This window comes from Halomonas sp. NO4, from assembly GCF_010994375.1.
In the GTDB taxonomy this organism is placed as follows: Bacteria; Pseudomonadota; Gammaproteobacteria; order Pseudomonadales; family Halomonadaceae; genus Halomonas.
In genome coordinates, this window is sequence record NZ_WHMA01000053.1 from 1 (window position 1) to 13,523 (window position 13,523).

11 protein-coding genes are annotated in these 13,523 nt (G+C 57.4%); 1 reads left to right on the plus strand and 10 read right to left on the minus strand.

Annotated features, from left to right (window positions below; all coding sequences use genetic code 11):
- The 8 genes from FEF15_RS18255 to FEF15_RS18290 form a co-directional block, all read right to left on the minus strand.
- Window positions 1-1,357, minus strand: a 1,357-nt coding sequence (locus FEF15_RS18255) for an IlvD/Edd family dehydratase (RefSeq protein WP_163560745.1), incomplete at its 3' end; no start/stop codon positions are given.
- A gap of 48 nt (window positions 1,358-1,405) precedes the next feature.
- A complete protein-coding gene (locus tag FEF15_RS18260; protein WP_163560747.1) occupies window positions 1,406-3,151 on the minus strand; it encodes an IlvD/Edd family dehydratase in 1,746 nt (581 codons plus the stop codon).
- Window positions 3,152-3,373: 222 nt separating this feature from the next.
- A complete protein-coding gene (locus FEF15_RS18265; protein ID WP_163560748.1) occupies window positions 3,374-4,450 on the minus strand; it encodes an aldose epimerase family protein in 1,077 nt (358 codons plus the stop codon).
- Between the two features lie 327 nt (window positions 4,451-4,777).
- A complete protein-coding gene (locus tag FEF15_RS18270) occupies window positions 4,778-6,298 on the minus strand; it encodes an alpha-N-arabinofuranosidase (RefSeq protein ID WP_163560750.1) in 1,521 nt (506 codons plus the stop codon).
- Window positions 6,299-6,418: 120 nt separating this feature from the next.
- Window positions 6,419-7,519 carry a sn-glycerol-3-phosphate ABC transporter ATP-binding protein UgpC gene (gene ugpC / locus FEF15_RS18275; protein ID WP_163560752.1) on the minus strand — a complete coding sequence of 367 codons (1,101 nt, stop codon included), beginning with the start codon at window positions 7,517-7,519 and terminating at the stop codon, window positions 6,419-6,421.
- Window positions 7,520-7,625: 106 nt separating this feature from the next.
- Window positions 7,626-8,525 carry a carbohydrate ABC transporter permease gene (locus tag FEF15_RS18280; protein ID WP_163560753.1) on the minus strand — a complete coding sequence of 300 codons (900 nt, stop codon included), beginning with the start codon at window positions 8,523-8,525 and terminating at the stop codon, window positions 7,626-7,628.
- Entirely contained in the window at window positions 8,525-9,397 is an 873-nt protein-coding gene (locus tag FEF15_RS18285) for a sugar ABC transporter permease (protein ID WP_163560756.1), read from the minus strand. The genes FEF15_RS18280 and FEF15_RS18285 overlap by 1 nt, the downstream gene beginning before the upstream one ends.
- Window positions 9,398-9,472: 75 nt before the next feature.
- Window positions 9,473-10,723, minus strand: a complete 1,251-nt coding sequence (locus FEF15_RS18290; protein ID WP_163560758.1) for an extracellular solute-binding protein — start codon at window positions 10,721-10,723, stop codon at window positions 9,473-9,475.
- 369 nt (window positions 10,724-11,092) lie between these two features.
- Here FEF15_RS18290 and FEF15_RS18295 point away from each other — a divergent pair, with 369 nt between their 5' ends.
- Window positions 11,093-12,049, plus strand: coding sequence for a LysR substrate-binding domain-containing protein (locus FEF15_RS18295; protein ID WP_163560760.1), 957 nt, complete (start codon window positions 11,093-11,095; stop codon window positions 12,047-12,049).
- 2 nt (window positions 12,050-12,051) lie between these two features.
- Here FEF15_RS18295 and FEF15_RS18300 read toward each other — a convergent pair whose 3' ends face one another.
- Both FEF15_RS18300 and FEF15_RS18305 read right to left on the minus strand, forming a co-directional pair.
- Window positions 12,052-12,978, minus strand: a complete 927-nt coding sequence (locus FEF15_RS18300; protein WP_163560761.1) for a Gfo/Idh/MocA family oxidoreductase — start codon at window positions 12,976-12,978, stop codon at window positions 12,052-12,054.
- A 36-nt stretch (window positions 12,979-13,014) separates the two neighbouring features.
- Window positions 13,015-13,523, minus strand: a 509-nt coding sequence (locus tag FEF15_RS18305; protein WP_205598586.1) for a dihydroxy-acid dehydratase, incomplete at its 5' end; no start/stop codon positions are given.

Below are 13,523 nucleotides of genomic sequence, written 5' to 3' on the forward strand. Positions count from 1 at the left end.
GGATGGTACGCTCGTCGATCCCGAGCGCCGGGTCGTCGATGCGCGCGTGGTAATCCTCGGAGCCGTCGAAGACCACCACCTTGCCCTCGAAGGCGTCGGGGTCGTTCGGGTCGCTGAGGAAGCGCGCGCGAAAATCCTGCGAGATGACGCTGGTCTTCATCAGCGCCGAGTCGAACAGGTTGCCCTTGAGGTTGAGAAAGCCCGCGTGCTCGACCAGCGGGACAGCGTAGCGACAGATCACCTCGGGATCCTGCGTCTCGCGACCTGCCAGGTTGTCGCCCAGCACCCGGCCGTTGACGGTGAGCGCCTCGCCGTGGAGTCGGCCGGCGCCCAGCAGCTCGCTCATCACCGCCGGCACGCCCCCGGCACGGTGGAACTCTTCGCCCAGGAAGGCTCCCGCCGGCATCACGTTGGCCAGCAACGGGATGGCGTGGCCGAGCCGCTGCCAGTCATCGTTGGTCAACTCGATACCGGCGTGGCGAGCGATGGCGTTGACGTGGATCGGGGCGTTGGAGGAACCGCCGAGCGCCGAGCAGGTGACGATGGCGTTCTCGAAGGCCTCACGGGTGAGGATATCGCTGGGGCGCAGGTCCTCCCACACCATCTCCACGCTGCGCGTACCGGTGTCGTAGGCAACCAGGGAACGCTCCTTGTAGGGGCCGGGGATCATTGCCGAGCCGGGCAGACTCATGCCCAGCGCCTCGGCCATGGAGTTCATGGTCGAGGCGGTGCCCATGGTATTGCAGTGGCCCACCGAGGGAGCGGAATCGGTGATCCGCGACAGGAACTCGGCGTAGTCGATGTCGCCGGCGGCGAGCCGCTTGCGCATTTCCCAGACGATGGTACCGGAGCCCACCCGCTCGGCGCCGTGCCAGCCGTTGAGCATGGGCCCACCGGAGAGCACGATCGCCGGGATATTGACCGTGGCCGCGGCCATCAGCGCGGCCGGGGTGGTCTTGTCGCAGCCGGTAGTGAGCACCACGCCGTCGAGCGGGTAGCCGTGCAGCACCTCCACCAGGCCCAGGTAGGCCAGGTTGCGATCGAGCGCCGCCGTGGGGCGACGGGCGTTCTCGTGAATGGGATGCATGGGGAACTCGAAGGGCACCCCGCCGGCGGCGCGAATGCCGTCCTTGACGCGCTTGACGAGCTCGATGTGATGGCGGTTGCACGGCGTGAGATCGGAGCCCGACTGGCAGATGCCGATGATCGGCTTGCCACTGGTGAGCTCCTCCAGGGTGATGCCGTAGTTCATGTAGCGCTCGATGCACAGCGCCGTGGTACCCGGATGCTCGGGGTTGTCGAACCACCACCGCGAGCGCAGCTGGTCGGGGGTGATCCTGCGTTGCCTGTCACTCATGAAGGGCTCCTGGCCAGAGAGGGAATGTGCCACCCGTCAGCATAGACGTCAGTGAGAGTGGCGCGGCACTTCGGCACCGCGACAGCCCACCAGGAAGTCGAAGTCGCAGCCTTCGTCGGCCTGCAGCACGCGCTCGATATAGAGCTGACGATAGCCGCCGTCGCTGGCGATCCGCCGCGACGTCGCCGTCGGATCACCCTCGGCCAGGCGTGCCTCCAGCTCGGCCTCGGCGACGTCCAGGTGCAGCTTGCCGGCATAGGCGTCGAGCTCGATCCAGTCGCCGTTCCGGACCGCCGCCAACGGACCGCCCGCGGCCGCTTCCGGGGCCACGTGCAGCACCACGGTGCCGTAGGCGGTGCCGCTCATGCGTGCGTCGGAGATGCGCACCATGTCGGTCACGCCCTGCTCGAGCAGCTTGGCAGGCAGCCCCATGTTGCCCACCTCGGCCATGCCGTGATAGCCGCGCGGCCCGCAGTGCTTCATCACCAGGATGCTGTCGGCATCGACCTCCAGGTCAGGGTCGTTGATGCGCGCCTTGTAGTCGTCGAAATCCTCGAAGACCACCGCCCGGCCGCGGTGCTGCATCAGCTCGGGACTCGCGGCCGAGGGCTTGAGCACTGCGCCACGCGGGGCCAGGTTGCCGCGCAGCACGCACATGCCGCCGTCCTCGCGCAGCGGGTTGTCCAGCGGGCGGATCACCGCGTCGTTGTACAGCGGCGCCTCCTGCACGTTCTCCCACAGCGTTCTGCCGTTGACGGTCAGGGCGTTCTTGTGGGGCAGGCGGTCGGCCTCGCCCAGCCGGCGCAGCACCGCCGGCAGCCCCCCGGCGTAGTAGAACTCCTCCATCAGAAAGCGCCCCGAAGGCTGCAGGTCGACGATGGTCGGCGTGCCGCGACCGAGGCGATTCCAGTCATCCAGCGTCAGGTCGACCCCGATGCGCCCGGCGATCGCCTTCAAGTGGATCACCGCATTGGTGGAGCCGCCGATGGCGGCGTTGGTGCGGATGGCGTTCTCGAAGGCCTCACGGGTGAGCACCTTCGAGAGGCGCAGGTCCTCGTCGACCATCTCGACGATGCGGTTGCCGGAGAGGTGCGCGAGCACGTAGCGGCGGGAATCCACCGCCGGTATCGCCGCATTGTGCGGCAGCGAGGTGCCCAGCGACTCGGCCATGCACGCCATGGTCGAGGCGGTGCCCATGGTGTTGCAGGTGCCCGCCGAACGCGACATACCAGCCTCGGCGGCCATGAAGTCGTGCATCGAGATCTTGCCCGCCTTGACCTCCTCGGAGAGTTGCCAGACCACGGTGCCCGAGCCGATGTCGCGCCCCTCGTGCTTGCCGTTGAGCATCGGTCCACCGGTGACCACGATGGTGGGCAGGTCACAGCTCGCCGCCCCCATCAGCAGCGCCGGCGTGGTCTTGTCGCACCCCACCAGCAGCACCACCGCATCCATGGGATTGCCGCGGATCGCCTCCTCGACATCCATGCTCGCCAGGTTGCGGGTGAACATCGCCGTGGGCCGCAGGTTGGATTCGCCGTTGGAGAACACCGGGAATTCCACTGGGTAGCCGCCTGCCTCGAGCACCCCTTTCTTGACGTGCTCGGCCAGTTTGCGGAAGTGGGCATTGCAGGGGGTCAGTTCCGACCAGGTGTTGCAGATGCCGATGATCGGCTTGCCCTGGAACTCGTGGTCGGGAATCCCCTGGTTCTTCATCCAGCTGCGGTACATGAAGCCGTTCTTGTCGGCGCTGCCGAACCATTCGGCACTGCGCAGCCGGCGCTTGTCATCAGACATAAGACCTCCAATCAAAGAGCAGGAGTGATCGCTCACTTCGTATTTGCGAACATTAATCGAACACTCATCGCCAGCAATGTGATGGCAAGGAGCATCAGGAAATCAAGAACCTGAAAAATAGATGACATATTTAAACTTACCTTGCCCAACCGGTTAAATACACAAACGCAGCCTCCTTCAGCATATCTAACTGACTCTTACTTTGTCAGCGGAACCGAAAAATCAACTCTCTTTTAACAAAGTTACCTTATAGGCAAAACAGTGCTCATATGTTTCACCTGGAAGCAATAAAGTAGGCGGAAATTCGGACTGGTTCGGCGTGTCTGGAAAGTGCTGAGGCTCCAAGCAAAACCCAGCAAACGGAGCGTACTGACTACCCGAAGGAGACACCAAGTCCTTCAAATATTGCCCAGTATAGAATTGTAATCCCGGCTGAGTTGACTCAACCTGAAGTTTCAACCCAGTCGAAGGGCAGAAAACTTCAGCTACTTTCATGCTGCCTGACTCATTATGGTGATTAAGGATATAACAGTGGTCGATACCATTGCGCTTTTCAATCTGTGGGTCAGTATGAGAAAAGGCCTCCTGAAGAACCTTAGGACGACTGAAATCCAACGAGCCTCCGTCAATGGAAATGATGCGTCCGCTCGGGATCCCCGAGGCATCAATGTCTACGACCTCTGTGCTGGGAATCATAAAAATATGGTTCTTTACATCACCTCGCTCACTCCCAGATAAATTGAAATAAAGGTGGCTGGTGATATTGACATGAGTGGGACGACTCGTCGCTGCCAGTACCTTGAATATCAGCCTATTATCATTGTCAAGACTCAGAATGACATGACAATCCAACACACCAGGATAACCTTCCTCGCCATCTGATGAGGTGAGGCGGGCACAGAGCGAACACGCCCCACTATTGCTTCGCAGATATTCAATTTCCCATAGCTTCTTATCAAACCCTGCTAGTCCACCATGGAGGTGATGATAATTTTCATTGCGACTAAGAGTAAAATCACGCCCCTCTATCCTGAACCTTGCATGGGCAACACGGTTGGCATAACGACCAATGATTGCATTCGCAAAAGCCGTTTGTCGACGGAGAGAAGAAAAATCCGGGAAACCCAACACAACGTTTACCAGATTGCCGGTACGATCCGGCAACATAAAGTCAGTAACTGTTAAACCATAATTCAGGACACCTACCCAGACCCCCCGTTCATTACAAAGCCAGTATTGGTTAATTTCTCCAAGCTCGGGGTCACACGCATAGAGCTTCTTGTCTATTTGTTCTTGCACTAGCCATCTCCCAATGCCTTCCTATTCAATCTTCATGCGCACCGCATGCCCCACTTCTCCTGCCAATTCCTTAATGGGGGAGAAGCATCTACATTTTTCCTTGATGCAACACATACAGTACGCGTGAACGTGTATCCTAGCCAACTTAGCCTCTCGAATAGCCATGCACGTGAAAACTCACTCACTACGTTCTCACATGCCGAACGGCTAGCCGCCGTAATCCGTTTAACGCGCATCGATCATCCACCAGGGGACTTATTCGAGGCAACAGATGACAGGCTTGTAAGCAGGGCCAGCCGCTACCGTTAAAGAGCTACACTATAGTTGTCAGTCTCTCGTTGTATTGTTGATCACGATCACATTCCAGGATCCTGGCTTGAAATGAGCCTTGATCCGGTCTCCATCGACTTCTACTTCGGCATTGCTTTCTGGCCAAACCGTATCGGGTGAAGCCTGCGTATTAGTCGCCTTCATATCAGGATGATAGAGTTCGAGCGCCTCCACCAAGCGCTGTTGACTACCCAAGCCACGCAGTTCGATATTAATATCCTGCGACTCGCTGAGGTGGCGATTGAGCGCAAAGATAGCGGTCTGACCGCTCTCGTCATCGTGCACAACGGCAGCGCACAGATAAGGCACTTCAGGGAAGGTATCCGCTCGATAACTCGGTGAATCGATCAAGCACCGTAACACGCGACCATGGGCGTACTTCGAAGCCTGCGAGAACGGAAAGAATATCGTCTGCCGCCACGCTGGACCGCCAGGTTCGGTCATGATGGGACCGATGACGTTGACCAACTGTGCCAGGCAGGCAGCCTTCACACGGTCGGCGTTATTCATCAGCGTGATTAACGCCCCTCCAACCAGTAACGCATCTTCATGATTGTAGACCTCCTCAATCAATCGTGGTGCCTGTGGCCACCCGGGTTGGCTGCGATGTTCAGCGGAGCGGGCCTTGTACCACACGTTCCACTCGTCGAACGACAGCATGATCCGCTTCGCCGAGTGTCGCCTAGCCGCCACACTGTCGGCCACCGCAACGATTTCCTTGATGAACAAGTCAGTCAGCTCGACATTGGCGAGATACTCGGCGGTAGAGTCGTGGGGGTTCCCGAAATAATGATGCAATGAGATGAAATCAACCTCGTCGAAGCAATGTTCCAGCACGCGGTCTTCCCATGCACCATAGGTGGGCATGTCATGCTTGGATGATCCACAGGCAGCGAGCTCCACACTCGGATCGACCGTCCGCATGAGCTTGGCGGTCTCTTTGGCGATGCGTCCGTATTCGTCAGCAGTCTTCTGGCAGATCTGCCAAGGACCATCCATTTCATTGCCCAGGCACCAGAACTTGATAGCGTGCGGCTCGTCGACACCATGTTGGCGGCGCAGGTCGGAGAGCGCAGTCCCACGAGGATGATTGCAATACTCGAGGAAATGCCGCGCCTCATCGGGGCCGCGGGTGCCGAGGTTGACTGCGAACATCGGCTCAACATCGAGGGTACGGCACCACTGCATAAACTCGTTCGTGCCGAACTGATTAGTCTCGGTGGAAAGCCATGCGAGGTCGAGACGCACCGGCCGGTCTTCCTTTGGCCCGACACCATCCTCCCAGTTGTAACCGGACAGGAAGTTGCCACCGGGATAACGGACGATGGTTGAGCCTAATTCACGGGCGAGTGCCATGACGTCACTGCGGAAGCCGTGTTCATCTGCACTCGGATGGTCTGGTTCGTAGATGCCACTGTATACGCAGCGGCCCATGTGCTCAACAAAGGTTCCAAAGATACGCCGATCCAGTGATGATAAATCAAAGTCACGATCGACGACCAGCCGTGTAGCAATCATCTCTGTAGTTCTCCCGGGAAAAATGGCAATAGCGAGCAGACTGGCATCCACTAGTCAGGGATGAGAGATGTCAGGATCCCTTCTCCAAACATCGGCTACTCTTTTTTGTGAAATACATGCTTAATGTTCTGGGCTAACCTCTTTCATGTACAGATCGGGACTCAACCTATTTCCCGATTGACTATCAAAAAAATGCAACCCATTCTCCGACATTCCCAAACGCACTTTATCTCCTGGTTCGAGCGGGAGCCGGTCACGGAAAGCAGCTGTGGCTTTCTCACCACCCAAGTTCAAGATCACCTGAATCTCTGAACCAGTCGGCTCAATTACTTCAACTTCAAATTCAGTCCCTTCATCGGAAACCTCGAAATGCTCTGGTCTAATCCCGATAACCAATTCGCGGCCGGGATCAATATCCACAGGACATGGCAGCCGGATTACCTTGCCATTCTGTGTCACAAATTGATGAGGATCACTTCTGTCCATCCTCCCTTTGATCAAGTTCATGGATGGAGATCCCATGAATCCAGCAACGAAGAGATTCGCCGGCTGATCATATAGATTCAACGGACTACCGATTTGCTCAATGTAACCATCATGCATTACAACGATCTTATCGGCCATCGTCATCGCTTCAACTTGGTCATGCGTCACATAAACGACAGTCGTTTTAAGCTTCTGATGCAATGATCTTATTTCAGTCCGCATCTGGACCCGAAGCTTGGCATCCAAGTTGGACAGGGGTTCATCGAAAAGAAACACCTTAGGGTCTCGGACGATTGCTCGTCCCATGGCGACCCGCTGACGCTGACCACCAGAGAGCTGACGAGGATACCGGTCCAGCAGCTTCGTCAAGTCGAGTATACGAGCAGACTCAGCGACTTTTTGCTTCTGCTCTTCCTTATCCCTTTTCTGCATCTTCAGAGAAAAGGCCATGTTCTCCTCTACCGTCATATGAGGATAAAGGGCATAAGACTGAAAGACCATCGCAATGTCACGGTCTTTCGGATGCTTAGTGTTCACGACCTTTCCATCTATCAATATTTCACCATCGGTGATGTCTTCTAGACCGGCAATCATGCGAAGCAAAGTCGACTTCCCACAGCCTGAAGGGCCCACCAAGACAACAAACTCACCATCTTCCACATGGATATTAATGCTATGCAGGACCTGTTGATCACCGTATGCTTTTACGGCATTCATTATTTCAACTGAAGCCATACGTGTTATTCCTTACTCGGATTATGATTTATTTAGTATAACCTGACGCCTTATACAGTAAATCGAGGTATTACAACTTTAATTCTCGACCTTAACATCATAACACTCAACCCTTGACCGCTCCCATGGTGAGCCCACGGACGAGATGACGCTGTAGCAGCAGCATGATAATAACAATCGGCAACATGATGCCGATTGCGCCGGCGGCCGCCAGGGATAAGCTAGAGATATCCTCCCCACCGAAGGAAGCGATAGCCACCGGAAGAGTTTTTGTGTCGACTCCAGTCAGCACAAGGGCAAACAGAAACTCATTGTATGAAAGAAGCAAACTAAACAAGGCCGCGACGGTCATACCCGGCCGTGCGAGAGGGAGAATCACGGTACGGAAGGACTGCCAACTGTTACACCCATCAAGCGCAGCTGCTTCATCCAGATCTCGGGGAATATCCGAAAAGAAACCATGCATCAACCAAATAGTGAACGGTTGATTTATGGCGATCAACGCCAGAATCAATAGTACATAACTATCGATCAGATTCAGGAAGCTCCCCATCACGAAAAAAGGAATAGCCAGTAGTATGTGCGGAAACATCCGAATGGTGAACAAGGCACTGAGAATCGGGCCAGACCGCTGGCGAGGGATGCGGGACAAGGCATAAGCCGCCAAACTCCCAATCGGGACGGAAATGATCACTGTTCCGGCAGACACAATAAGGCTGTTGGACAAGTACTGGACAAAATTATGGTCAAGCCAGACTTCCTTGTGATACTCAAGCGTCGGCTCGAAGACTAGCGTTGGCGGTATGGTAAAGGCGTCCGCCGGATGTTTAAGTGACGTCAGGACAGCCCAGAGCAAGGGAATAAGATTGAATAACGTAAAGATGCATAGAGCTGCAAATAGCAGTACCTGGCCTCTGTTGAGCAAGGCGCTGCTTCCAGGGGCAGTCTTCCGGGCCCCTTGGCCTCTTTTGCTCAGCGCCTTTTCAGTAGTGACAATCATCGACATCAGTCCCCCCTCCTGTAAATACGAGTCAGAACTTTATTAATAGTGAGAAGAATGATAGCGACGACGACCAAGGTAATGACACCCAAAGCAGACGCCTTGCCAATATCCAACATCCGGAAGCCCAGCTGATATGTATACATGGTGATGGTTTCGGTCGCAGTCCCGGGCCCCCCACCAGTCAACACATAAATAGTGTCAAAGAACCTGAATGCATCCATTAGTCGGACCGACACCGTGAATATGATCGCAGGTATCAGTGCCGGAATAATGATATGGCGAAGAATCTGCCATGCGTTTGCACCATCGATCTGTGCGGCGCCAATCAGTGACTGGTCAAGCGTTTGTAGCGCAGCATAGAGGACCATCATAATCAGTGGCGTGAAGATCCAGGCATCGGCGAGTATGACACTAATTTTTGCCCATATCGGATCGCCTAGCCAGTCTGGCGGGGTAATATCGAGGCCCAGTAAAGTTGCGTCAAGAAGCCCAAAGTTGGAGACTAGAATCCACTTGATAAACAGCGCAGCAACCACCGGCGTTACAATGTGCGGCAGGAACAGCAACATGGTGAAAAGGCGGGCACTGAACTTTAGTTTATAGATGCCGAGTGCCAAAGCAAAACCCACTACAAACTGAAGGCCTACCGACCCGAACGCGATGATAATCGTCGTCCAGAATGATTGCCAAAGACGCGCCTCAGTGAACAGCTCGACATAATTGCCGAGACCGATGAAGGTGCGATCTGACGACCCTAGGTAATAGTCGAAGAAGCTGAGGTAAAGTGCATATCCCAATGGCCAAAGCAGGACCACGGTCAACAGTCCGAAGCTGGGCAAGAGAAACCACCACAAACCCCTTTGCCAACGTACCATATGTCATATCCTATCGAAACTTACAGACAAGGGCACCACCGTCCCACCCACCCGTTGGTGCCGACATGCCGATCGTTAGTCGTAGTAACCACGTGAGGCCAGGAGCTCTTCGGTCTCCTCCGCAGCCTGGTTTAGTGCTGCGTGTACTTCCATTTCACCGATCACCGCCTGCAGGATGTACCGGGTCACGATCTCACCTACATCTAGAAAGTCGGGAATCGGCGGGAATGCCTTCCCATTCTCAAGTGCCTGCCGAGCGGCTGGATACCACCGATATTTCTCAGCGAGTTCGGGGTCTTCCAACACTGAAAGACGGGGTGGCATAGCATATTCTGCGCCTTTACGCATGCTCTCCTGACTGGCAGCGATCGCCAGCATTTTGAACATCTCTTCCTTATCGGCAGAAGAAAACTTAGAAATCGCGAAACCATCATTGGCAATCCGAGCGCCACCACTAGGAGGTGCTACCCATTCAAACTGACCGACGAAGCGTGACTGAGTCGGGTCATCCATTGCTGCGGCTCGGGTAAACCATTGCAAGCCCATCGCAGCCAACCCTTGCTGAAGATTTATGGTTGACTCATCATTTGCATGTGAGGTGAAGCCCCGAGGTGCATGCTCAGCCATCTCTTTCATTTTGTTTATAGCTGCAACCCCGGCCTCGTTATTGAAGATGGGCCTCCAGTTCTCATCGAACCAACCGTCACCTATCGCATTGATATACCAGTGAGCTTCGTTCAAAGCAGCATCGACCGGCTTAAGCGACATGATCGTCCCGGCCATTCTGTTGCTGTCCAGTGCTTCGGCGGCCTGCTCGTACTCTTCCATAGTGGATGGTGGCTCGATGCCGTTCTCTTTCAGCAGATCGGAACGATAGAAGAAGAGCTCAGCATTGGACATGATTGGCATTGAATAAATATGTCCATCATAGCTTACTGCATCCACAACGGATTGCGGGAAATCCCCGAGTTTATATTCTTCCTTGTATTTTTCCCAAAGGTCATCGAGCGGCTCAAGCCACCCATTTGCCGCAAAGCGCTTCAGCGATGAATCGTTCAAGTAGAGAACATCGATCGCATCCGATCCTGATGACATGGTAATAGAGGCAAGTTCCAGTTCCTTATCGATCGGCATCAACTCGACACTGACACGCCCGTCTTCCAAGGCCCCTTCCATTTGTGAAGTATAATATTCTAAAGCTGGCTGTCGATGGCTTATGATACGGATCGTATCTTGGGCCCATGCCTCTACCGTCAGAGTCGACCCAATCAACAACGATGAGGTTACACCTAGCGCCAGCTTTCTGCTCATTACTTTGTTTTGCATATCATGACCTTCCAATTTATTTTACTGGATACCATCAAAAACGCAGGATCAACTTCAAGCTCTTAACCCGCTAGCGAGCCCCTTCTGATGGTATGAAGCAGTGCCACAACCATTTCGACTTAATCGCGTTGTCGGTATACGTCGGCCCTTGAAGCTGGATGAGCAGTAGTCGATAGCCATAAAGCTGGAAGAGAGTGACATGCCGCTTTCTCCTGTCACCCGGAGCCCGGGGTTGTTGTATTTGGATGGCGCACCACAACATTGATGCGACCATATCCACGTTAGCCAGACACCCCATAACCGGCCAATGCAAAAATCCATCATGTTTGATATATTTTTTGTTATCAGAACAAAGATAGGAGCGCTACCATGGGGATCCTGGATGACGACTGGTATCTTCGCGTAAGACTAAAGTTGCGCCACCTGCAGCTGTTCGTGGCGCTGGACGAGCATCGTAACCTCCATCGCGCCGCCGAGAGACTCGGCATGACACAACCCGCCGCCTCCAAGCTGCTAGGCGATCTGGAGACCTTACTCGGGGTGAAACTCTTCGACCGCCATGCCCGAGGGGTGACACCCAACTGGTACGGGGAGGTGCTGGTACGACATGCCCACGGCATGCTCTCCGAGCTGCGCCACACCGGCGAGGAGTTGAATGCGTTGCGCGCAGGAAGTGCCGGCATGGTGGCAGTGGGCACCGTCATGGCACCCGCCGTGACCCTGCTGGCCAGCGCCATCGAGCGGGTGCATCGCGACCGGCCGGGGCTGAAGGTAAGCGTCGCCGTGGATGTCAGCCAGGCGCTGGTGCCACGGCTGCTGGAGGGGGAGCTAGATTTCGCCATCACCCGCATCCCCGTCGGCTTCCCGGCAGAGCGCTTCGTGTTCGAGGAGATCGGCGAGGAGGAGATCTGCTTCGTGTGTCGGGCGGGCCATCCGCTGACGGGGCAGGACTCGCCGAGCCTAGCGGCCATGGCGGCCTATCCCTGGTCGCTACAGCCGCCCGGAGCGCTGATGCGCCAGCGGGTCGATGCCCTTTTCCTCCACCACGGGGTCGACCCGCCGCGCCAGATCGTCGACACCTCCGATGTGCTCGTCTCGCTGGCCCTGGTCAACAGGTCGGACACCATCACCGCCACCATTCATGAGGCCGCCGACCTGCTATGCGCACCGCAACGCTTCCGCATTCTGCCCCTGCGCGAAACCCTCAGCGTCCAACCCTTCGGCCTGGTGAGCCTGCGTGACCAGCGCCTGTCGCCGGGCGCCGGTACCCTGATGGGCATGCTGCGCGAAATCATTGCTCATCAGCGGGCGATGGGCGGCCAGTAATCTCACTCCACGAAGGCCTCCACGGTCTCGCGTCGACCCAGCAGACAGGCGTCCGCCACATGACGTAGCGGGCCCAGGTCGACATCCGAGGCGTGCGCGGCGATCAGTTCGGCGAAGCGAGCATAGAGGCCCGGGTATTCGCGCTCATCCTCCTCGAGCACCACCTCGCCGTCGATGGCCAGGCAGCTGCCGCCCCGGGTCAGGACGAGTTCGCCGTCCGTCGTCGCCACCCGAATTTCCCACGTCTGAGGGCCGGTCTGGCGAAAGTCGAAGACAGCCTGAATGGGGGCCTTCCGGGCATCGACGAAGGCCAGTTCAGCGGCGATAGGCGTCTGGCGGTTGGCAGGTACGGCGAGGCTCGCCGAGCGCAAGAAGAAGGGCTGCGGCAGAATCTCAGTGACGATCGATAGGGCGTTGATCCCCGGGTCGAAGACCCCCATACCGCCAGGCTCCCAGATCCACGCCTGCCCCGGATGCCAGACCCGCACGTCCTCCTTCCATTCGATCTCGACGCCCCGGATCTCGCGCTCGGCCAGCCACGCCCGCGCCCGGGCCACCCCGGGGGCAAAGCGCGAATGCCAGGCCGCGAACAGCGGACAGCCGCGGCGCTCGGCTAGGGCCACCAGGTCCTCGACTTCGCTGAGGCTCGCCCCGGGCGGCTTCTCCAACAGCACCGCCCTGCCGTGCTCCAAGGCCAGGCGCGCCAGGGAGTGGCGCAGGTGGGTCGGGGTGCAGATCGCTATCGCCTGCAGCCCCGGTTCGCCCTCCAACATGGCCGTCAGAGAGGCGTAGCTGGTGACGTCCGCCAGGCGAGCATGGGGGTCGGCGGTGGCCACCAGCCGGAAGTTCGGGTCGGCGTCGATGGCCGGCCGGTGCTGGTCGCGAGCGATCTTGCCGACACCCACCAGGCCGATGTCGATGGTACCCATGTGTTGCCTGTCCTCCTCCCATGGAGGCGTGGTGCCTCAGTGATTGTCACGCGGCGGGCTTTGCCGCGCCACGTCGCGGTAGCGGGTCGCGCCTTCCAGCGTCATGCCGCGATCGAGCGGCTCCACCAGGGTGCGCTGGATCTCCTGCCAGGGCGTCTGGTGGTCGGGGTAGCGATAACCACCGCCGGCCTCGAGCCACGCCCGGCGTGTTGCCAGCTCTTGGTCATCAATCAGCAGGCGCACCTCGCCACGCCCCAGGTCGACGCGCAGGCGGTCGCCATCCTCGAGCAGCGCCAGCCCGCCCCCGATGGCGGCCTCGGGTGAGGCGTTGAGGATCGACGGCGAGCCGGACGTCCCCGATTGGCGCCCGTCGCCGAGACAGGGCAGCGATTCGATACCCCGACGGATCAGGGCCTCCGGGGGCTGCATATTGACCACCTCGGCGCCACCGGGATGGCCCACCGGGCCGGCGCCGCGCATCACCAGGATGGTACGCTCGTCGATCCCGAGTGCCGGGTCGTCGATGCGCGCGTGGTAATCCTCGG

Coding starts and splice junctions, on each gene's coding strand:
- FEF15_RS18290 (WP_163560758.1), bottom strand. CDS start 10,723: ATGCAAAACAAAGTAATGAGCAGAAAGCTGGCGCTAGGTGTAACCTCA.
- FEF15_RS18260 (WP_163560747.1), bottom strand. CDS start 3,151: ATGTCTGATGACAAGCGCCGGCTGCGCAGTGCCGAATGGTTCGGCAGC.
- FEF15_RS18295 (WP_163560760.1), top strand. CDS start 11,093: ATGGGGATCCTGGATGACGACTGGTATCTTCGCGTAAGACTAAAGTTG.
- FEF15_RS18300 (WP_163560761.1), bottom strand. CDS start 12,978: ATGGGTACCATCGACATCGGCCTGGTGGGTGTCGGCAAGATCGCTCGC.
- FEF15_RS18270 (WP_163560750.1), bottom strand. CDS start 6,298: ATGATTGCTACACGGCTGGTCGTCGATCGTGACTTTGATTTATCATCA.
- ugpC (WP_163560752.1), bottom strand. CDS start 7,519: ATGGCTTCAGTTGAAATAATGAATGCCGTAAAAGCATACGGTGATCAA.
- FEF15_RS18285 (WP_163560756.1), bottom strand. CDS start 9,397: ATGGTACGTTGGCAAAGGGGTTTGTGGTGGTTTCTCTTGCCCAGCTTC.
- FEF15_RS18280 (WP_163560753.1), bottom strand. CDS start 8,525: ATGTCGATGATTGTCACTACTGAAAAGGCGCTGAGCAAAAGAGGCCAA.